Below are 19,488 nucleotides of genomic sequence, written 5' to 3'. Positions count from 1 at the left end.
GCGGGCGGCGCGCGTTCAGCTGCGAGCGGGTACTAGCCGTACTAGCCGAGGACGGACTTCACGACGTCGGCCAGCCGGCCCGCGACCGCGCGGGCGTGGTCGATGTCGGCGGCCTCGACCATGACCCGGACCAGCGGCTCGGTGCCGGAGGAACGCAGCAGGACCCGCCCGGTGGTGCCCAGTTCACGCTCGGCCTCGGCGACCGCGGCCGCCAGCTCGGGAGCGGTGTTGACCCGGCTCTTGTCGACGTCCGGCACGTTCACCAGCACCTGCGGGAGCCGCTGCATGACGCCGGCCAGATCGGCCAGCGTGCGGCCGGTGGCGGCGACGCGGGCGGCCAGCATGAGGCCGGTCAGCGTGCCGTCGCCGGTCGTGGCGTGGTCCAGGATGATGACGTGGCCGGACTGCTCGCCGCCGAGCGCGTAGCCGTGCTCCTTCATCGACTCCAGCACGTAGCGGTCACCGACCGCCGTCTCGACGAGGTGGATGCCCTCGCGTTCCATCGCCAGCTTGAAGCCGAGGTTGGACATGACGGTGCCGACCACGGTGTTCTCCCGCAGCCCGCCCCGCTCGCGCAGGTCCAGGGCCAGCACGGCCAGGATCTGGTCGCCGTCGACCTCGTTGCCGTCGGCGTCGATGGCCAGGCAGCGGTCCGCGTCGCCGTCATGGGCGATGCCGAAGTGCGCGCCGTGCTCGACGACGGCGGCCTTGAGCAGTTCGAGGTGCGTGGAGCCGCAGCCGTCGTTGATGTTCAGGCCGTCGGGCTGGGCGCCGATCGTGACGATCTCCGCGCCGGCCCGGGAGAACGCCTCGGGCGACACCCAGGCGGCGGCGCCGTGCGCCTCGTCCAGGACGATCTTCAGTCCGTCGAGGCGGTTCGGCAGCACGCCCATGAGGTGCGCGACGTACTGGTCGAAGCCCTCGGTGTAGTCCTTTACGCGGCCGACGCCGGAACCGGTCGGCCGGTCCCAGGGCTCGCCCGCGCGGTGCTCCTCGTAGGTCTTCTCGATGCGCTCTTCGAGCTCGTCGTCGAGCTTGTGACCGCCGCGGGCCAGGATCTTGATGCCGTTGTCCGGCATCGCGTTGTGGCTGGCGGAGAGCATCACGCCGAGGTCGGCACCCAGCGCACCGGTGAGATACGCCACCGCTGGGGTGGGCAGCACACCGACCCGCAGGACGTCCACGCCCGCGCTCGCGAGGCCCGCCACGATGGCGGCCTCCAGAAACTCCCCCGAAGCACGCGGATCGCGTCCGACCACGGCCACCGGCCGATGACCCTGGAACGAGCCCGCCTCAGCCAGCACATGAGCCGCCGCGACGGACACGCCGAGCGCCAGCTCGGCGGTCAGGTCCGCGTTGGCGACGCCGCGCACGCCGTCCGTGCCGAAGAGTCGTCCCACTGTTATTCCTCCGAGTATGGGAGCCATGGGCGTTACCGACAGATATACGCCCTGGGCACTAAAAAGCGAACGCCCCGGAGGCGCACAAAGTGCCTCCGGGGCGAACGCCGAGCGTGATTAGCGCTTGCTGAACTGCGGCGCCTTACGGGCCTTCTTCAGACCGGCCTTCTTGCGCTCGACCGCACGGTCGTCACGCGTCAGGAATCCGGCCTTCTTGAGGGCGGCGCGGTTGTTGTCCGTGTCCGCCTCGTTCAGCGCACGGGCAACACCCAGGCGCAGCGCACCGGCCTGGCCGGAGATGCCGCCGCCACCGATACGCGCGATGACGTCGTAGCGGTTGTCCAGCTCAAGGAGCTTGAACGGCTCGTTGACTTCCTGCTGGTGCACCTTGTTCGGGAAGTAACCCTCGAGGGTGCGACCGTTGATCTTCCACTTGCCAGAGCCCGGCACGATGCGGACACGGGCGATGGACTGCTTGCGGCGGCCGGTGCCGGCTGCCGGCTGCGGGTCGCCGAAGCGGCCCGCGAGAGACTCGGAGGTGTACTCCTCCGGAGCCTCGGACTCCGAGGTGTACTCCGTAGGAGCCTCCTCGGACCCGAAGGCCTCAACGGTCTCGGTGGTGTCGTCAGCCTCGACGACGGGGGCCTCGGTAGTGGTCTCAGCCACGATTCTCCTCAGATGCTTTCTGCTGGTAGCTGGTGGCCGGGACTACTGCGAGACCTGGCTGATCACGAACGGGACCGGCTGCTGCGCAGCGTGCGGGTGCTCGGCACCCGCGTAGACCTTCAGCTTCGAGAGCATCTGACGGCCCAGGGTGTTCTTCGGGACCATGCCCTTGATGGCCTTCTCGACGGCCTTCTCGGGGTTCTTGTCGAGCAGCTCGTCGTAACGGACGGAGCGCAGACCACCCGGGAAGCCAGAGTGGCGGTAGGCCATCTTCTGGGACTTCTTGTTGCCGGACAGGTGAACCTTGTCGGCGTTGATGATGATGACGAAGTCACCGGTGTCAACGTGCGGGGCGTACACAGGCTTGTGCTTGCCCCGGAGAAGGTTCGCGGCCTGAGAGGCCAGACGGCCCAGGACAACGTCCTGCGCGTCGATGACGTGCCACTGGCGAGTTACATCGCCGGGCTTGGGGCTGAACGTACGCACGGTCGTAGCCTTCGCTTCTTCAGAGAGTGGAGTCCTGACAAGGCCACCCGGACGATCACGACAGCCCTGGCGGTACTCGGGGACGCAACCCGGTACTGCCGCTGGTGTTCGGCCCGGCGGACCGGCGTAAGGGCCTCTCACGTGAGAACGAGCAAGCCAATACGCATAACGAACTCGCAGAATACCCGGCTTCGACCGTACGGGTCAAAACGCGGCCCAATGCCCTGGTCAGGACCTTGTCGTCAGCCGTCCGTCACCTGGTCGTCACCGCCCGCGGCCCTACCGTTTGCGCTCCACCCGGCGTTCGTCCCAGACCGGCTCCGTCGACTCGCGGACGAATCCGTCCGAGCCGAAGACCAGATAGCGGTCGAAGGACCGGGCGAACCAGCGGTCGTGGGTCACCGCGAGCACCGTGCCGTCGTAGGCCTCCAGGCCCTCCTGGAGGGCCTCGGCGCTCTCCAGGTCAAGGTTGTCCGTCGGCTCGTCCAGCAGGAGCGCGGTGGTGCCCGCCAGCTCCATCAGGAGGATCTGGAAGCGGGCCTGCTGGCCCCCGGAGAGGCTGCCGAAGTTCTGGTCGCCCTGCCGTTCCAGCTCGTAGCGGCGCAGCACGCCCATCGCCCGGCCGCGGTCGTGCGCGTTCTCGGTCCACAGGATGTCGACCAGCGAGCGCCCCTCCAGCTCCGGGTGCGCGTGGGTCTGCGCGAAGTGACCGGGCACCACCCGGGCGCCGAGCTTCCAGGAACCGGTGTGCCGGACGTCCTGGCCGGCCAGCAGCCGCAGGAAGTGTGATTTACCCGACCCGTTGGAGCCGAGCACCGCGACCCGCTCGCCGTAGTAGATCTCCAGGTCGAACGGCTGCATCAGCCCCGTGAGCTCCAGCCCCTCGCAGGTCACCGCCCGCACCCCGGTACGGCCGCCGCGCAGCCGCATCTTGATGTCCTGTTCGCGCGGCGGCTCCTGCGGGGCCCCCGCGTCCTCGAAGCGCTTCAGCCGGGTCTGGGCCGCGTGGTACCGCGACGCCATGTCCGGACTGATCGCTGCCTGCTGGCGCAGCCGGAAGACCATCTGCTTGATCTTGGTGTGTTCTTCCTCCCACCGGCGCCGCAGCTCCTCGAACCGCGCGAAGCGGTCCTTGCGCGCCTGGTGGTACGTGCCGAAGCCGCCGCCGTGCACCCAGACGTCGGAGCCCGCGGGCCCCGGCTCGACGCTGACGATGCGCTCGGCGGAGCGGGCCAGCAGCTCCCGGTCGTGGGAGACGAACAACACGGTCTTCTTGGTCTGCGCGAGCTGTTCCTCCAGCCAGCGCTTGCCGGGCACGTCCAGATAGTTGTCCGGCTCGTCCAGCAGCAGCACCTCGTCGGTGCCGCGCAGCAGGGCCTCCAGCACCAGGCGCTTCTGCTCACCGCCGGAGAGCGTCTTGACCTCGCGCCACTGCGCCCGCTCGTACGGGACGCCCAGCGCGGACAGGGTGCACATGTCCCACATGTTCTCGGCCTCGTAGCCGTGCGCCTCCGCCCAGTCGCTGAGCGCGTGCGCGTAGGCCATCTGGGCCGGTTCGTCGTCCTGCGCCATGATCGCCAGCTCGGCCGCGTCCACGGCCTTCGCGGCCGTCCTGATCCGCGCCCGCGATACGGAGACCAGCAGGTCCCGGACCGTCCGGTCGTCCCGGACCGAACCCACGAACTGCGGCATGACGCCGAGCCCGCCGCTGATGGTCACCGAGCCGCCGTCCGGCTTGAGCTCTCCCGAGATCAGCCGCAGCAGGGTCGTCTTGCCCGCGCCGTTCGCCCCGACCAGAGCGACCTTGGCGCCTTCTCCCACCCGGAACGAGACGTCGCCGAGCAGCACCCGTCCATCCGGAAGGTAGTACTCCAGGTGTGCCGCCTCTACATGTCCCATAGCTCTGGATTCTCGCCCCTGCCAGGGCCCGGGCCCAAACCGATTTCCAGCACCCGGACACCGGTGCCCTGGACCGCCCGGATCGGGCGTCCGCGTCACCCGTTCGCCGAATATGATGCGCGTCATGACTGATGGGCCCACGCCTCCCCACGACCCGCGCCAGGGCTTCACGGCGCCCACCCCGCCCGAGTCCGAGGGCGAGGGCCGGCGCGAGGTGCTGGAGGGGCGGGTCATCCCGTCCCGGCCGCTCCCCTACCAGGCCGGGCCGCCCGCGGCGGGTGCCCCGCAGCCACCGCGGATACCCGACGGCACGGCCCCGCAGGCACCGGCGCAGCCGGACCCGTACGGCCCCGGAGCGCAGGCCTGGCCCCCGGCAGGCGCCCAGCAGCCTGAGCGGGCTCAGCAGCCCCCGCAGCCCCCGCAGGGCGACCCCGGCGCACCGCAGGCTCCGGCCTGGGCCCCGCCGACGAGCGGCCTCGGCGCCGCCGACGCGCCGCCGTCCTTCCCCCAGCAGTCGCAGGGCCCGGCGGCCGGCCCCGGCGCCTTCCCGCAGGCCCCGCAGTCCAGTGCCCCCGACTGGGGAGCGCTCGCCGCGCAGCGAGAAGCCGCGGCGAAGCGCCGCAAGCTGTTCATGGTCGGTGGCGGAGCGCTCACCGCGGTGGCCGTCGCGGGGATCGTCGCGGCCGCCGTCGTGGCGTCCAACAAGAGCGACGGCAAGCCGAAGGCGGGCCCCACCACCACGGCGCCCTCCCAGCCGCTGCCGCCCGAGCCGTCGTTCTCCTCGGTCGCGCCGCCGCCCCCGAAGAACCCGCTGGACTACATCTCCACAGCCAAGAAGGACACCGCCCCCATCAGCGCGGAGACCCTCTTCCCCGGCAAGCTGATGACCATCGCGGGCCGCACGTACACCAGGACCGCCGGCACCCAGACGACGAGCTGCGCCGCGGCGGCCACCGACGGCCTCGCCACGGCGCTGCCGCAGAACCACTGCCGCCAGGTGATTCGGGCGACCTACGTGCTGGGCGGCTCGGCGGTCACCGTCGGCGTCGCGGTCTTCGACGACAAGGCGCCGGCCGACAAGGCCAAGGCCACCCTGCACTTCCTGCTGCCGCTGAACGGCGGCGGAGTCGCCGCGTTCTGCCACAACGTGTCCTGCTGGACGACCTCCAACGCGGTGGGCCGCTACGCCTACTACACGATCTCCGGGCCGAAGAACGGCACGACCGCGACCAGCGCCGACACCGCGTCCAAGCAGGCCGGGATCGACGCGTCGAACTTCGCCTTCGAGCGCATCGTGCAGCGCGGCAAGGACGCGGCGGCGCGCGACACGGCCGCCGGGAACTGACGGCGGCCGCTCAGAGGCAGCCGGGCAGGGTCCGCAGATTGCGGGCCAGCAGGTTGCGGGCCGCGAGCTGGTCGTCCGCCGGGTAGCCGACCTCCTCCAGCGTCAGCCCGTGCGGGCGCACCACATTGACCGCGGAGTTGCGGACCCCGCCGGCCAGCACCTCGCCGGGGAACTCCGCCGGCCGGTGCCCGTCCCCGACCAGCAGCATGGAGCCGACCAGCGCCCGCACCATGTTGTGGCAGAACGCGTCGGCCCGCACGGTCGCGACGGCGATCCCGTCGGACGTGCGCTCCCAGTGCAGATCGAGCAGCTTGCGGATGGTCGTCGCACCCTCGCGCTTCTTGCAGTACGCCGCGAAATCGTGCTCGCCGAGCAGCTTCCCTGCCGCCTCGTTCATGAGGTCCACGTCCAGCGGCCGGTCGTGCCACAGCACGTGCCCGCGCAGCAGCGGGTCGACCCCGGCCTGCTGGTCGCCGACCCGGTACGCGTAACGCCGCCAGACGGCCGAGAACCGGGCGTTGAAGGCCCGCGGGGCCACGGCGACCCGCCACACCCGCACGTCCTGCGGCAGCTTGCCTGCGAGCCGTCTGAGCAGCTTCTCGCCGTGCTCGGCCCACACGTCCTCGGCCAGGTCCAGGTGCGCGACCTGGCCGCGCGCGTGCACCCCCGCGTCCGTGCGGCCGGCCACCGTCAGGGAGACCGGTTCCCGCAGCCGCATGACGGTCTGCAGCGCCGCCTCCAGGTCGCCCTGCACGGTGCGCCGGGTCCGCTGCTTCGCCCAGCCGGAGAATTCGGCCCCGTCGTACGACAGGTCCAGCCGCACCCGTACGAAACCGGGCTCCACCTCGTCGCTCACCGTGCGGTCCTCTCGTGCCGATGGTGCTGATCATGCCGTGCATGCGGAACGGGCCCGCCCCCAGAAGCTGGGAGCGGGCCCGTCCGTAGTACGCCGAACGCCTGGATCAGGCGTCCTTCGACTCCTCGTCGGCCTTCTCGGCCGGCTTGGCGTCCTCGACGACCTCGTCGGACTTCGCCTCGACGGCGTCGTCCTTCTTGAGGGTGTCTTCCTTCACCGCGCGCTTCGTCGCGGCTTCGGCCTCACCGGTGGCGGCCTGGGCCACGGTCAGGGCCTCGACCAGCTCGATGACCGCCATCGGGGCGTTGTCGCCACGACGGTTGCCGATCTTGGTGATACGCGTGTAACCACCGGGGCGGTTCTCGTAGCGCGGGCCGATCTCCGTGAAGAGCGTGTGCACGATGCTCTTGTCGGTGATGGTGGCCAGCACCTGGCGACGGTTGTGGATGTCGCCCTTCTTCGCCTTGGTGATGAGGCGCTCCGCGACCGGACGCAGACGACGCGCCTTGGCCTCGGTGGTGGTGATGCGGCCGTGCTCGAACAGCGCCTTCGCAAGGTTCGCGAGCAGGTGACGCTCGTGCGCGGCGCTGCCGCCCAGACGGGCACCCTTGGCGGGCTGAGGCATGGTCTTTCTCCTTCTTTTCTGCACCGGCCGGATCAGGTACCGGTGTCAGTGTCCGACGGGCGTGTGCCTGCCAGAAGTCTTTACCGAACCGCGCGGGGGCGGGGACCGGCGGGGTGAACCGCGGTCGGGCCCGCCTCCGCGACGGAGTCGGATCAGTACTGCTCGGTCTCCACGAAGCCGGCGTCCACGTCGTCGTCGGCGCCGAAGGCGTCGGCGGCGGCGGTCGGGTCGAATCCGGGCGGGCTGTCCTTGAGGGCCAGGCCCATACCGGCCAGCTTCGCCTTGACCTCGTCGATCGACTTCGCACCGAAGTTGCGGATGTCGAGCAGGTCGGCCTCGGAGCGGGCGACGAGCTCACCCACGGAGTGGATGCCCTCGCGCTTGAGGCAGTTGTACGAACGAACGGTGAGCTCGAGCTCCTCGATCGGCAGTGCCAGATCGGCGGCCAGAGCGGCGTCCGTCGGGGACGGGCCCATGTCGATGCCCTCGGCATCGACGTTGAGCTCGCGGGCCAGGCCGAACAGCTCGACCAGGGTCTTACCGGCCGACGCCATGGCGTCGCGCGGGCGCATGGCCTGCTTGGTCTCGACGTCGACGATCAGCTTGTCGAAGTCGGTGCGCTGCTCGACACGGGTCGCCTCGACCTTGTACGTGACCTTGAGCACCGGGCTGTAGATGGAGTCGACCGGGATACGGCCGATCTCCTGGCCCTGCTGCTTGTTCTGGACGGCGGAGACGTAGCCGCGACCGCGCTCGACGGTCAGCTCCATCTCCAGCTTGCCCTTGGCGTTCAGGGTGGCCAGAACCAGGTCGGGGTTGTGCACCTCGACACCGGCCGGGGGCGCGATGTCGGCGGCGGTGACGACACCCGGGCCCTGCTTGCGCAGGTACATCACGACGGGCTCGTCGTGCTCCGAGGAGACGACGAGCTGCTTGATGTTGAGGATGACGTCGGTCACGTCCTCCTTGACGCCCGGCACGGTGGTGAACTCGTGCAGAACGCCGTCGACCCGGATGCTGGTGACAGCGGCACCGGGGATCGAGGAGAGAAGCGTGCGGCGAAGGGAGTTTCCGAGGGTGTAGCCGAAGCCCGGCTCCAGCGGCTCGATCACGAACCGGGAGCGGAATTCGTCGACGACCTCTTCGGTCAGCGACGGACGCTGAGCGATAAGCATGATGTTCCTCCAGTCATCGGCATCCGCTATTTGATGCCGAGGGGTACTGCAAGGGTACGGGCGACAGGACCCCTATGAGGTCCTGCCGCCCGTATCGCTGAGCCACTACTACTTGGAGTAGAGCTCCACGATCAGCTGCTCCTGGACCTGCGTGTCGATAACAGGCCGCTCGGGCAGCGAGTGCACGAGAATCCGGAGCTTCGACGGGATCGACTCGAGCCACGCGGGCACGGTCTTCTCGCCGGCCTCGGCGGCAGCGACCACGAACGGGGTCATCTGACGCGAGGACTCACGAACCTCGACGATGTCGTTCACAGCCACGCGAGCCGACGGGATGTCGGTCTTGCGGCCGTTCACGGTGATGTGTCCGTGACGAACCAGCTGACGGGCGTGGTCGCGGGACTTGGCGAAGCCGGCCCGGTAGACCACGTTGTCGAGACGGATCTCAAGGATGCGCAGAAGGTTCTCACCGGTCTTGCCGGACTTCTGGTTCGCTTCCTTGTAGTAGTTCACGAACTGCTTCTCGAGTACACCGTAGATACGGGCACACTTCTGCTTCTCGCGAAGCTGAAGGAGGTACTCGCTGTCCTTGGTGCGCCCGCGGCCGTGCTCACCCGGGGGGTAAGGACGGATCTCGATCGGGCACTTTGCGCTCTCGCACTTGCTGCCCTTGAGGAACAGCTTCTGCTTCTCCCGACGGCAACGCTTGCAGTCGGCCCCGGTGTAACGCGCCATATTGTCTTGTCTCCTACTTCAGGTGGTCAGACGCGGCGGCGCTTGGGCGGGCGGCATCCGTTGTGCGGAGTGGGGGTGACGTCCTGAATCGAGCCGACCTCGAGGCCAGTGGCCTGGAGGGAGCGGATCGCGGTCTCACGGCCGGAGCCGGGACCCTTGACGAAGACGTCGACCTTGCGCATGCCGTGCTCCTGCGCGCGACGGGCAGCCGATTCGGCAGCCATCTGTGCGGCGAACGGAGTCGACTTGCGCGAGCCCTTGAAGCCGACATGGCCGGCAGAGGCCCAAGCGATCACGTTGCCCGAGGGGTCCGTGATCGAGACGATCGTGTTGTTGAACGTGCTCTTGATGTGGGCGTGCCCATGAGCGACGTTCTTCTTTTCCTTGCGGCGCACCTTCTTGACTGCGCCCTGACGGCCCTTCGGAGGCATGTATTACTCCCGTGGAGGTGGTCGGTCCTGAGCGAACCGCTTTCTTCTGCGGAGATCCGGGGTCGCCCCCCGGCGGCACCGCAGTTGCGTCCGCTAGGACTACTTCTTGCCCGGCTTCTTCTTACCGGCGATGGCGCGACGCGGACCCTTACGGGTACGAGCGTTGGTGTGCGTGCGCTGACCGTGGACCGGAAGGCCACGACGGTGACGCAGACCCTGGTAGCAGCCGATCTCCACCTTGCGGCGGATGTCGGCCTGCACCTCGCGACGGAGGTCACCCTCGGTCTTGAAGTTGGCGTCCACGTAGTCGCGGAGCTTGACGAGGTCTTCCTCGGCAAGGTCGCGAACGCGGATGTCGGGGTTCACACCAGTGTTCTTCAGGGTCTCCTGGGCACGGGTGCGACCGATGCCGAAGACGTAGGTGAGGGCGATCTCCACGCGCTTCTCACGCGGGAGGTCAACGCCGGAAAGGCGTGCCATTCATGGCTCCTGTTGATTCGGAGGTCTTCCGCAGTACCGTTCCCGGCCGCCGTACGAGGTACGTTCCGGGTCCTCGGCCCCCGCCGAAGGTGTCGTCCCGGCGTACCGGGACGGGTGACTGCGTAATTACTGTGTGTGCGTCGCGGGAAGAACTGCGAGTTGCAGGTCGTGCGTCAGCCCTGGCGCTGCTTGTGGCGCAGGTTGTCGCAGATGACCATGACCCGACCGTGACGGCGGATCACCTTGCACTTGTCGCAGATCTTCTTGACGCTCGGCTTGACCTTCATGTGATGTCAGGTTCTCCGGGTCGTGCCATCGCCCCACGGGAGCGGGGCAGCAGCGAGATCTACTTGTAGCGGTAGACGATCCGTCCGCGCGTCAAGTCGTAGGGAGACAGCTCCACAACGACCCTGTCATCGGGAAGGATGCGGATGTAGTGCATACGCATCTTGCCGCTGATGTGCGCGAGGACCTTGTGACCGTTCTGGAGCTCTACCCGGAACATCGCGTTCGGGAGAGACTCGATCACGGTGCCCTCGATTTCGATGGCACCTTGCTTCTTGGCCACGCTTCGCCCTTCGAATCGGCTACCTTGATCGGCTCAGGTAAATCACGCAGACGTGCCGGTATACATGAGCCGACGTGTCAGTCTACGGCAGGCACCCCGGAATGACGAATCCGGGGTAGATGCCCACGTTGGGTGATCGTTACTCCACCCGGCCCAACAGCGTCCGGCGGATCATCCCAGCGGGACGAATCCTCTTCACGCCGCTCTCGCGGGCTCGGCGCCGGAGCGCCTCACAAGCTTCGAGCGGCTGCGCCGGACTCCGTCCGCCGGCTGCGGCTCAGCCCAGCGGGTCGGGGGCCGCCGTGATCCCGTACTCCGCCAGCTTCGCCTTGCCGCCGTCGACGGCGGTGAGCACCAGCGGGCCCTGCTCGGTCAGCGCGATCGAGTGCTCCCAGTGGCTGGACCAGGACCCGTCGTCGCTCTTGACCGTCCACTCGTCCTCGAGGACGTGGGTGTGCGGGGTGCCGAGGGTGACCATCGGCTCGATCGCCAGGCAGACGCCCGGCACCAGCTTGATGCCCCGGCCGCGCTTCTTGTTGACGTAGTTCAGCAGATGCGGGTCCATGTGCATCTCGGAGCCGATGCCGTGGCCGCCGTACTCCTCGACGATGCCGTACTTGCCGGAGGCCGGGCGCGGCTGGCGGCGGATGTAGCCCTCGATCGCCGCCGAGACGTCCGAGAGCCGGTTGCCCTTCTTCATCGCGGCGATACCGGCCCACATGGACTCCTCGGTCACCCGGCTGAGCTCGATGAGCTCCGGAGCGTGACCGGTGCCCACGAAGGCCGTGAAGGCCGCGTCGCCGTGCCAGCCGTCGATGATGGCGCCCGCGTCGATGGAGATGAGGTCGCCGTCCTTCAGGACGGTCTCCCGGTCCGGGATGCCGTGCACCACGACATCGTTGACCGAGGTGCAGATGTTGCCGGTGAAGCCGCCGTACCCGAGGAAGTTCGGCTTGGCACCGTGCTCGGCGATCACCTTCGCGGCGATCTCGTCGAGCTCCTTGGTGCTCACGCCCGGAACCGCGGCCTCGCCGCACGCCCGGTGGATGGCCGCGACGACCAACCCCGCCTCGCGCATCTTGGCGATCTGCTCCGGGGTCTTGATCTCGACCATGCCTGTGGCCCTCTCTGAAAAAGTCGTCACTCAAACAGTACGGCCGCGGTGCCACCTGGGCACCGCGGCCGACCTGTGTACGTGTGGGTACTACGCGCTCTTGTTGCTCTTCAGTGCGTCCATCGCCCGCTGGGTGACTTCCGCGACCGGACCGAGCGCCGAGATCGTCGCCACCAGGTCCTGCTGCCGGTAGTAATCGATGATCGGCTCGGTCTCCCGGTGATAGACGGCGAGGCGGTTGCGCACGGTCGCCTCGGAGTCGTCGTCACGCTGGTAGAGCTCGCCGCCGCACTCGTCGCACACGCCCTCGACCTTGGGCTTCTTGTACGTGATGTGGAACGTGTGCGCCGTGTCCTTGCGGCAGGTGCGCCGGCCGGCGATGCGCTTGACGACCTCGTCCTCCGGGACCTCCAGGTCCAGGACCCCGTCGAGCGCGATACCGCGCTCGACCAGGAAGGCGTCGAGCGCCTCGGCCTGGTGGACGTTGCGCGGGAAGCCGTCGAGCAGGAAGCCGCCCTCGGTGTCCGGCTCGTCGAGCCGGTCCTTCGCCATCCCGATGGTCACTTCGTCGGGCACCAGGTTGCCGGCGTCCATGTAGGACTTCGCCTGCTTGCCCAGGGCGGTGCCCTGGCTGATGTTCGCGCGGAAGAGGTCGCCCGTCGAGATGTGCGGGATCGACAGGTTCTTGGCGAGGAACGCAGCCTGCGTACCCTTGCCGGCCCCAGGCGGCCCGACGAGGACGATTCGCATCAGCGGAGGAACCCTTCGTAGTTGCGCTGCTGGAGCTGGCTCTCGATCTGCTTCACGGTCTCCAGGCCGACACCCACGATGATCAGGATGCTGGTCCCGCCGAACGGGAAGTTGGTGCTGCCGTTGAACAAGGCGATGGCAACGGTGGGAACGAGAGCGATGAGCCCCAGATACAGCGATCCCGGCCACGTGATCCTGTTCAACACGTAGCTCAGGTATTCAGCAGTAGGTCGACCGGCCCGGATGCCCGGGATGAAGCCACCATACTTCTTCATATTGTCGGCGACTTCCTCGGGGTTGAACGAGATCGCGACGTAGAAGAAGGCGAAGAAGACGATCAGCAGGAAGTAAGCGGCCAGGTAGGCGGGGTGATCGCCCTTGGTCAGGTTGACGCTGACCCACTGGGCCCACGGTGCTGTCGACCCGCTGAACTGAACGACGAGGGCCGGAATGTAGAGCAACGACGAGGCGAAGATGACGGGAATCACACCCGCCTGGTTCACCTTGAGCGGGATATACGTGGACGTTCCGCCGTAGGACCGCCGGCCGATCATGCGCTTCGCGTACTGCACCGGGATCCTGCGTTGCGCCTGTTCGACGAAGACCACAAGGGCCACCATCACCAGGCCGATCAGGATGACGATGAAGAACTCGAACCAGCCGCCCATGATCTTGCCGGAGCTCTTGATGGACCACAGGGCGCCCGGGAAGCCGGCCGCGATCGAGACGAACATCAGGATCGACATACCGTTGCCGATACCGCGGTCGGTGATCAGCTCGCCGAGCCACATGATCATCACGGTACCGGCGGTCATCGTGACCACCATCGTGACGGTGGTGAAGATCGACTTGCTGGAGATGATGTCGTAGCGCTGGGTGCAGCTGGAGAAGAGGCTGCCGCCGCGGGCGGTGGCCACCAGGCCGGTGCCCTGCAGGATCGCCAGCGCCACGGTCAGGTATCGGGTGTACTGCGTGATCTTCGCGGTGCCCGCCTGGCCCTCCTTCTTGAGGGCTTCGAGGCGTGGGATCACCACGGTCAGCAGCTGCAGGATGATGCTCGCCGTGATGTACGGCATGATCCCGAGCGCGAAGATGGTCAGCTGGAGCAGTGCACCACCGCTGAAGAGGTTGACCAGGCTGAAGAGGCCCTGCCCGCCGCCCGCGTCCTTGATGCACGCGTTGACGACCTTGTAGTCCACCCCTGGCACCGGGACGTGCGCCCCGAGCCGGAACAGCACCATGATGCCCAGCGTGAACAGCAGCTTCTTGCGCAGGTCAGGCGTTTTGAACGCCTGGGCGAACGCGGTGAGCACGGTGCCTCCTGCACCTTCCGCGCAGCAGGGCGGAAGGGTCGGTCGAGATGGTCTGTCACGGACGGCGGATCACCGGCCGGGATGGGGCGCGAGGACAGTCTGCGGGCAGTTTCGCCAGTCGACCCAACGGACTCTAACAGCGCGTGGCGGTCCGTATGAAGCGCGTGTCTCCCCCAGTTGGCGATCGCCACCCGGTAGAGACACGTCAGGGTCGTACTTGCGCAGTTTGTCCTGGGGTGCCTGCTACCGAATCGGGCCCGTCCCTCCGAGGAGGAACGGGCCCGATTCGGTCGCTGTCAGCAGCAGTCGCCGAGACTCAGATGAGCTCGGTGACGGTGCCGCCGGCAGCAGCGATCTTCTCCTTGGCGGAGCCGGAGACGGCGTCAACCGAAACCTGCAGCGCCACGGTGATCTCGCCGGTGCCGAGCACCTTGACGAGCTGGTTCTTACGTACCGCGCCCTTGGCGACCAGATCGGCCACCGTGACCTCTCCACCCTCGGGGTAGAGGGCGGTGAGCTTGTCCAGGTTCACGACCTGGAACTCGACGCGGAACGGGTTCTTGAAGCCCTTGAGCTTCGGCAGGCGCATGTGGAGGGGCATCTGCCCACCCTCAAAGCGAGCCGGAACCTGGTAACGGGCCTTCGTGCCCTTGGTACCACGACCAGCGGTCTTACCCTTGGACGCCTCGCCACGACCCACACGGGTCTTGGCGGTCTTGGCACCCGGGGCGGGACGCAGGTTGTGGACCTTCAGGGGGTTCTGCGGGTTCTCAGCACCCATGTCAGTCAACCTCCTCGACCGTGACGAGGTGGCGGACGGTCTGGACCATTCCGCGAATCTCCGGACGGTCCTCCTTGACCACCACGTCGTTCAGGCGCTTGAGCCCGAGCGAACGCAGGGTGTCACGGTGGTTCTGCTTGCTACCGATGTAGGACTTGATCTGCGTGACCTTGAGGCGAGCCATCAGGCACCCACCCCGGCACGTGCACGCAGCAGAGCTGCGGGCGCGACGTCCTCCAGCGGCAGGCCACGACGGGCAGCGATCTCCTCGGGGCGCTGAAGGCCCTGAAGCGCGGCCACCGTGGCGTGCACGATGTTGATCGCGTTGTCCGAGCCGAGGCTCTTGGACAGAACGTCGTGGATACCGGCGCACTCGAGTACGGCGCGCACCGGGCCACCGGCGATAACACCGGTACCGGGGGAAGCAGGCTTGAGCAGAACGACGCCCGCGGCCTTCTCGCCCTGGATCGGGTGCGGGATGGTGCCCTGGATGCGGGGAACCTTGAAGAAGTTCTTCTTCGCTTCCTCGACACCCTTGGCGATGGCGGCCGGAACTTCCTTGGCCTTGCCATAACCGACACCGACGGTGCCGTCACCATCGCCCACCACGACCAGCGCGGTGAAGCTGAAGCGACGACCACCCTTGACTACCTTGGCGACGCGGTTGATCGCGACAACACGCTCGACGTAGGCGGTCTTCTCGGCCTGCTGGCCGTCCCGCCCAGACTTACGGTCACGCCGCTCGCCGCCACCGGCACCGCTGCCGCGGCGCTGGGGTCCAGCCATTGGAATTACCTCTCTTCGTTGATCCGCTAGCTGCGGGACGAACTCAGAACTCGAGTCCGGCTTCGCGGGCGGCGTCCGCAAGGGCGGCAATGCGCCCTGCGTACTGATTGCCGCCACGGTCGAATACGACAGTCTCAATACCCGCGGCCTTGGCACGCTCGGCCACGAGCTGGCCGACCTGCTTCGCCTTGGAGGACTTGTCGCCTTCGCCGCCACGGATGGACGGGTCGAGGGTCGACGCCGACGCGAGGGTGTGCCCCGCGAGGTCGTCGATAACCTGCGCCACGATGCCGCGGTTGGACCTGGTCACGACGAGACGCGGACGCGCCTCCGTGCCCGAGATCCGCTTGCGGACGCGGATGTGGCGACGCTTGAGAGCCGCGCCCTTGTAAGCCTTGCCCTTGGCGATCTTCACACCGTATGCCATGGCTACTTACCAGCCTTTCCGACCTTGCGGCGGATGACTTCGCCCGCGTACTTAACACCCTTGCCCTTGTACGGGTCGGGCTTCCGCAGCTTGCGGATGTTCGCGGCTACCTCGCCGACCTTCTGCTTGTCGATTCCCTCGACACTCAGCTTGGTCGGCGACTCCACCTTGAACGAGATGCCCTCCGGCGGCTCGATCACGACGGGGTGGCTGTAGCCCAGGGCGAACTCCAGATTGGAGCCCTTCGCCTGGACGCGGTAGCCGACGCCGTTGATCTCGAGCGCCTTGCTGTAACCCGCGGTCACGCCAGTGATCATGTTCGCCACCAGCGTGCGGGACAGGCCGTGCAGGGCCTTCGAAACACGCTCGTCGTTAGGACGCGACACGATGAGCGTGCCGGTCTCGTCCTTGGCGACATCGATCGGGGCAGCGACGGTGTGGGAGAGGGAACCCTTGGGGCCCTTCACCGAGACCGTACGGCCGTCGATGGTGACGTCCACGCCGGCGGGAACCGGGATGGGCAGCTTGCCGATGCGCGACATTGCAATGCCTCCTGTTCCCGATTACCAGACGTAGGCGAGGACTTCCCCACCTACGCCCTTCTTGCTGGCCTGCTGGCCGGTGAGGAGACCGTGGGACGTGGAGATGATCGCCACGCCCAGGCCACCGAGCACCTTGGGCAGATTGGTGGACTTTGCGTAGACCCGAAGGCCCGGCTTGCTGATGCGCTTGATGCCGGCGATCGAGCGCTCACGGCTCGGACCGAACTTCAGCTCGAGGATGAGGTTCTTGCCAACCTCGGCATCCTCGACCTTCCAGCCGGTGATGTAACCCTCCTGCTGGAGGATCTCCGCGATGTGCGACTTGATCTTGCTGAACGGCATCACGACGTCATCGTGATACGCCGAGTTCGCATTACGCAGACGGGTCAGCATGTCTGCGATGGGGTCGGTCATGGTCATGAGTTGGCCCTAGGCCTCTCTCGCCGGGGTTTCCATTGCGCCATCCTTCTCCCCGAGCAAAGTCGGGACGGGTGCGGCGCGGGGACCTACGGCGTAGTAAGTCGGTCATGGGCGCCAGGCGCCCAACCCCTCTACCTTACGGCAGAGGGAGCCGGGCTCCTGACGTCCAGATGCTTACCGAGAGTTCCTGGTCACCGGATTCCCCGAAGGGAACCGGATCTACCAGGAGCTCTTGGTCACGCCCGGCAGCTCGCCACGGTGAGCCATCTCACGAAGGCACACGCGGCAGAGGCCGAACTTGCGGTAGACAGAGTGCGGCCGGCCACAGCGCTGGCAGCGGTTGTAACCGCGCACAGCGAACTTGGGCTTGCGAGCGGCCTTAGCGATCAGAGCCTTCTTCGCCACGGTCACATCTCCTTGAACGGGAAGCCGAGGTGACGAAGCAGGGCACGACCCTCGTCGTCGTTGGTCGCCGTGGTAACCACGGTGATGTCCATGCCCCGGACCCGGTCGATCTTGTCCTGGTCGATCTCGTGGAACATGACCTGCTCCGTGAGACCGAAGGTGTAGTTGCCCCGGCCGTCGAACTGCTTCGGCGACAGGCCGCGGAAGTCACGGATACGCGGCAGTGCGAGTGACAGCACGCGGTCCAGGAACTCCCACATACGGTCACCGCGGAGGGTGACGTGGGCGCCGATCGGCTGGCCCTCACGCAGCTTGAACTGCGCGATGGACTTGCGGGCCTTGGTGACCTGCGGCTTCTGGCCGGTGATCGTGGCGAGGTCGCGAATCGCGCCCTCGATCAGCTTGGAGTCGCGGGCGGCGTCGCCCACACCCATGTTGACCACGATCTTGGTCAGACCCGGGATCTGCATGACGTTCTCGAAAGAGAACTCCTCGTGCAGCTTGCCCGAGATTTCCTCGCGGTAGCGCGTCTTCAGACGCGGCGTGGTGGTGGCAGTCATCAGATGTCCTCACCCGTCCGCTTGGCAACGCGGATCTTGTTGCCTTCGTCGTCGAAGCGGTAACCGACGCGGGTAACGACCTTCTTGCCGTCCTTCTCCACGATCAGCTGAACATTGCTGATGTGAATGGGGGCCTCGGTCGTGATGATCCCACCGGTCTTGCTACCGCGGTCGGACTGGCCGGCCTTGGTGTGCTTCTTGACCCGGTTGACACCCTCGACGAGGACACGGCTCTCAGTGGGGTAGGCCACAATGACCTTGCCCTGCTTGCCGCGGTCCTTACCGGTGATGACCTGGACCAGGTCGCCCTTCTTGATCTTCATCGGTTACAGCACCTCCGGCGCGAGAGAAACGATCTTCATGAACTTCTTCTCGCGCAGCTCACGGCCCACCGGGCCGAAGATACGGGTGCCGCGGGGGTCGCCGTCGTTCTTCAGAATGACGGCGGCGTTCTCGTCGAACCGGATGTACGAGCCGTCTGCGCGACGGCGCTCCTTGACGGTCCGGACGATGACCGCCTTGACGACCTCGCCCTTCTTCACGTTGCCACCGGGGATCGCGTCCTTGACGGTGGCAACGATGACGTCACCGATTCCCGCGTAGCGGCGACCCGAACCACCGAGAACACGGATGCAAAGGATTTCCTTCGCACCTGTGTTGTCGGCGATCCGCAGTCGCGACTCCTGCTGGATCACGTCTATCTCCTGTTTGTCGCGTCGGTTCCCGGTAGGGGCGGGTTGCCCCGCCCCTACCGAGCCTGACGGAACGGTCCTGAGGGAAAGCCCTCAGGGATTACTTGGCCTTCTCGAGGATCTCCACGACGCGCCAGCGCTTGGTGGCAGAGGTCGGCCGGGTCTCCATGAGGAGGACACGGTCGCCGATGCCGGCAGCGTTCTGCTCGTCGTGCGCCTTGAGCTTGTTGGTGCGCCGGATGACCTTGCCGTACAGGGCGTGCTTCACACGGTCCTCGACGGCGACCACTACGGTCTTGTCCATCTTGTCGCTGACCACAAGGCCCTCACGGGTCTTGCGGAAGCCGCGCTGCTCGGAGGTCTCAGTCACATTCTTCTCGCTCATCAGGCGCTCTCCACCGTCTCGATGCCCAGCTCGCGCTCGCGCATCAAGGTGTAGATCCGGGCGATGTCCTTGCGGACGACCTTGAGCCGGTTGTTGTTCTCGAGCTGTCCCGTGGCCGCTTGGAAGCGGAGGTTGAACAGCTCCTCCTTGGCTTCGCTCAGCTTGGCGAGGAGTTCCTCGTCGCCCAGCGTGCGCAGCTCGGTGGCCTTAGTGGTGCCGGCCGCCATCACGATTCACCTGCCTCGCGCCGCACAATGCGGCACTTCATCGGAAGCTTGTGGGCGGCGCGGGTGAGCGCCTCCTTGGCAACCTTCTCGTTCGGGAAGGACAGCTCGAACATCACCCGACCGGGCTTGACGTTCGCGATCCACCACTCCGGCGAACCCTTACCGGAACCCATGCGGGTCTCAGCAGGCTTCTTGGTCAGCGGACGGTCCGGGTAGATGTTGATCCAGACCTTGCCGCCGCGCTTGATGTGACGGGTGATGGAGATACGAGCGGACTCGATCTGCCGGTTCGTCACATAGGCCGGGGTGACGGCCTGCAGGCCGTACTCACCGAACGCGAGTTCGGTGCCGCCCTTGGCCATGCCCGAGCGCTTCGGGTGGTGCTGCTTGCGGTGCTTGACCCTGCGGGGGATCAGCATT

General features: G+C 67.1%; 29 protein-coding genes. 1 reads left to right on the top strand and 28 read right to left on the bottom strand.

Annotated elements, in window-relative coordinates:
- Positions 1–41: 41 nt before the first annotated feature.
- From glmM to G3I60_RS27495, 4 genes are all read right to left on the bottom strand, one after another.
- Positions 42–1,400: a phosphoglucosamine mutase gene (gene glmM, locus G3I60_RS27510; protein ID WP_164297444.1), complete on the bottom strand. Its 1,359-nt coding sequence runs from the start codon at positions 1,398–1,400 to the stop codon at positions 42–44.
- A gap of 117 nt (positions 1,401–1,517) precedes the next feature.
- The gene (gene rpsI, locus G3I60_RS27505) at positions 1,518–2,066 is read right to left on the bottom strand and encodes a 30S ribosomal protein S9 (protein ID WP_138352923.1); all 549 of its coding nucleotides are present in this window, start codon (positions 2,064–2,066) and stop codon (positions 1,518–1,520) included.
- A gap of 42 nt (positions 2,067–2,108) precedes the next feature.
- Positions 2,109–2,552 carry a 50S ribosomal protein L13 gene (rplM, locus tag G3I60_RS27500; RefSeq protein ID WP_138352922.1) on the bottom strand — a complete coding sequence of 148 codons (444 nt, stop codon included), beginning with the start codon at positions 2,550–2,552 and terminating at the stop codon, positions 2,109–2,111.
- Positions 2,553–2,831: 279 nt separating this feature from the next.
- Positions 2,832–4,451 carry an ABC-F family ATP-binding cassette domain-containing protein gene (locus G3I60_RS27495; protein WP_138352921.1) on the bottom strand — a complete coding sequence of 540 codons (1,620 nt, stop codon included), beginning with the start codon at positions 4,449–4,451 and terminating at the stop codon, positions 2,832–2,834.
- A gap of 124 nt (positions 4,452–4,575) precedes the next feature.
- On the opposite strand from G3I60_RS27495, the gene G3I60_RS44690 reads away from it, so the two are divergent.
- Complete coding sequence (locus G3I60_RS44690; RefSeq protein ID WP_203673959.1) at positions 4,576–5,796, top strand: hypothetical protein; 1,221 nt, start codon at positions 4,576–4,578, stop codon at positions 5,794–5,796.
- 10 nt (positions 5,797–5,806) lie between these two features.
- Here the strand turns inward: G3I60_RS44690 and truA are convergent, their stop codons facing one another.
- The 24 genes from truA to rplP form a co-directional block, all read right to left on the bottom strand.
- A complete protein-coding gene (gene truA, locus G3I60_RS27485; protein ID WP_164297325.1) occupies positions 5,807–6,652 on the bottom strand; it encodes a tRNA pseudouridine(38-40) synthase TruA in 846 nt (281 codons plus the stop codon).
- Positions 6,653–6,758: 106 nt separating this feature from the next.
- Complete coding sequence (gene rplQ, locus G3I60_RS27480; RefSeq protein ID WP_138352919.1) at positions 6,759–7,277, bottom strand: 50S ribosomal protein L17; 519 nt, start codon at positions 7,275–7,277, stop codon at positions 6,759–6,761.
- A gap of 152 nt (positions 7,278–7,429) precedes the next feature.
- Positions 7,430–8,452: a DNA-directed RNA polymerase subunit alpha gene (locus tag G3I60_RS27475; RefSeq protein ID WP_033177813.1), complete on the bottom strand. Its 1,023-nt coding sequence runs from the start codon at positions 8,450–8,452 to the stop codon at positions 7,430–7,432.
- A 108-nt stretch (positions 8,453–8,560) separates the two neighbouring features.
- Positions 8,561–9,187: a 30S ribosomal protein S4 gene (gene rpsD, locus G3I60_RS27470; protein WP_138352918.1), complete on the bottom strand. Its 627-nt coding sequence runs from the start codon at positions 9,185–9,187 to the stop codon at positions 8,561–8,563.
- A gap of 26 nt (positions 9,188–9,213) precedes the next feature.
- The gene (gene rpsK / locus G3I60_RS27465) at positions 9,214–9,618 is read right to left on the bottom strand and encodes a 30S ribosomal protein S11 (protein WP_138352917.1); all 405 of its coding nucleotides are present in this window, start codon (positions 9,616–9,618) and stop codon (positions 9,214–9,216) included.
- A gap of 99 nt (positions 9,619–9,717) precedes the next feature.
- Positions 9,718–10,098 carry a 30S ribosomal protein S13 gene (gene rpsM / locus G3I60_RS27460; RefSeq protein WP_138352916.1) on the bottom strand — a complete coding sequence of 127 codons (381 nt, stop codon included), beginning with the start codon at positions 10,096–10,098 and terminating at the stop codon, positions 9,718–9,720.
- A 173-nt stretch (positions 10,099–10,271) separates the two neighbouring features.
- Entirely contained in the window at positions 10,272–10,385 is a 114-nt protein-coding gene (rpmJ, locus tag G3I60_RS27455; protein ID WP_003956441.1) for a 50S ribosomal protein L36, read from the bottom strand.
- Positions 10,386–10,444: 59 nt separating this feature from the next.
- Positions 10,445–10,666: a translation initiation factor IF-1 gene (infA, locus tag G3I60_RS27450; protein ID WP_014047798.1), complete on the bottom strand. Its 222-nt coding sequence runs from the start codon at positions 10,664–10,666 to the stop codon at positions 10,445–10,447.
- A gap of 277 nt (positions 10,667–10,943) precedes the next feature.
- Positions 10,944–11,780: a type I methionyl aminopeptidase gene (gene map, locus G3I60_RS27445; protein ID WP_138352915.1), complete on the bottom strand. Its 837-nt coding sequence runs from the start codon at positions 11,778–11,780 to the stop codon at positions 10,944–10,946.
- Between the two features lie 90 nt (positions 11,781–11,870).
- A complete protein-coding gene (locus G3I60_RS27440; RefSeq protein ID WP_164297321.1) occupies positions 11,871–12,530 on the bottom strand; it encodes an adenylate kinase in 660 nt (219 codons plus the stop codon).
- Positions 12,530–13,843 carry a preprotein translocase subunit SecY gene (gene secY / locus G3I60_RS27435; protein ID WP_138352913.1) on the bottom strand — a complete coding sequence of 438 codons (1,314 nt, stop codon included), beginning with the start codon at positions 13,841–13,843 and terminating at the stop codon, positions 12,530–12,532. Before secY ends, G3I60_RS27440 begins: the two co-directional genes overlap by 1 nt.
- A gap of 316 nt (positions 13,844–14,159) precedes the next feature.
- A complete protein-coding gene (gene rplO, locus G3I60_RS27430; RefSeq protein WP_138352912.1) occupies positions 14,160–14,624 on the bottom strand; it encodes a 50S ribosomal protein L15 in 465 nt (154 codons plus the stop codon).
- 1 nt (position 14,625) lies between these two features.
- Positions 14,626–14,808 carry a 50S ribosomal protein L30 gene (gene rpmD / locus G3I60_RS27425; RefSeq protein WP_138352911.1) on the bottom strand — a complete coding sequence of 61 codons (183 nt, stop codon included), beginning with the start codon at positions 14,806–14,808 and terminating at the stop codon, positions 14,626–14,628.
- Entirely contained in the window at positions 14,808–15,410 is a 603-nt protein-coding gene (gene rpsE, locus G3I60_RS27420; RefSeq protein WP_138352910.1) for a 30S ribosomal protein S5, read from the bottom strand. Before rpsE ends, rpmD begins: the two co-directional genes overlap by 1 nt.
- A 43-nt stretch (positions 15,411–15,453) precedes the next feature.
- A complete protein-coding gene (gene rplR, locus G3I60_RS27415) occupies positions 15,454–15,837 on the bottom strand; it encodes a 50S ribosomal protein L18 (protein ID WP_138352909.1) in 384 nt (127 codons plus the stop codon).
- A gap of 2 nt (positions 15,838–15,839) precedes the next feature.
- Positions 15,840–16,379 carry a 50S ribosomal protein L6 gene (gene rplF / locus G3I60_RS27410; protein WP_138352908.1) on the bottom strand — a complete coding sequence of 180 codons (540 nt, stop codon included), beginning with the start codon at positions 16,377–16,379 and terminating at the stop codon, positions 15,840–15,842.
- Between the two features lie 21 nt (positions 16,380–16,400).
- Positions 16,401–16,799, bottom strand: coding sequence for a 30S ribosomal protein S8 (gene rpsH, locus G3I60_RS27405; protein ID WP_138352907.1), 399 nt, complete (start codon positions 16,797–16,799; stop codon positions 16,401–16,403).
- 219 nt (positions 16,800–17,018) lie between these two features.
- The gene (locus tag G3I60_RS27395; RefSeq protein WP_073492416.1) at positions 17,019–17,204 is read right to left on the bottom strand and encodes a type Z 30S ribosomal protein S14; all 186 of its coding nucleotides are present in this window, start codon (positions 17,202–17,204) and stop codon (positions 17,019–17,021) included.
- A gap of 2 nt (positions 17,205–17,206) precedes the next feature.
- A complete protein-coding gene (gene rplE / locus G3I60_RS27390; protein WP_138352906.1) occupies positions 17,207–17,764 on the bottom strand; it encodes a 50S ribosomal protein L5 in 558 nt (185 codons plus the stop codon).
- A complete protein-coding gene (gene rplX, locus G3I60_RS27385; protein WP_138352905.1) occupies positions 17,764–18,087 on the bottom strand; it encodes a 50S ribosomal protein L24 in 324 nt (107 codons plus the stop codon). The genes rplE and rplX overlap by 1 nt, the downstream gene beginning before the upstream one ends.
- Before the next feature lie 3 nt (positions 18,088–18,090).
- Positions 18,091–18,459, bottom strand: coding sequence for a 50S ribosomal protein L14 (gene rplN, locus G3I60_RS27380; RefSeq protein WP_073492414.1), 369 nt, complete (start codon positions 18,457–18,459; stop codon positions 18,091–18,093).
- 97 nt (positions 18,460–18,556) lie between these two features.
- Positions 18,557–18,841, bottom strand: coding sequence for a 30S ribosomal protein S17 (rpsQ, locus tag G3I60_RS27375; RefSeq protein WP_138352904.1), 285 nt, complete (start codon positions 18,839–18,841; stop codon positions 18,557–18,559).
- Complete coding sequence (gene rpmC, locus G3I60_RS27370; RefSeq protein WP_138352903.1) at positions 18,841–19,068, bottom strand: 50S ribosomal protein L29; 228 nt, start codon at positions 19,066–19,068, stop codon at positions 18,841–18,843. The genes rpsQ and rpmC overlap by 1 nt, the downstream gene beginning before the upstream one ends.
- On the bottom strand, positions 19,068–19,487 hold the full coding sequence (gene rplP, locus G3I60_RS27365; RefSeq protein ID WP_138352902.1) for a 50S ribosomal protein L16: 420 nt from the start codon (positions 19,485–19,487) through the stop codon (positions 19,068–19,070). The genes rpmC and rplP overlap by 1 nt, the downstream gene beginning before the upstream one ends.
- Position 19,488 lies beyond the last annotated feature (1 nt).

Source organism: Streptomyces sp. SID13666, assembly GCF_010548325.1.
GTDB classification, from domain to species: Bacteria; Actinomycetota; Actinomycetes; order Streptomycetales; family Streptomycetaceae; genus Actinacidiphila; species Actinacidiphila fildesensis.
The sequence above is the reverse complement of the archived record's forward strand: the minus strand, read 5'-3'. Positions and strand labels throughout refer to the sequence as shown.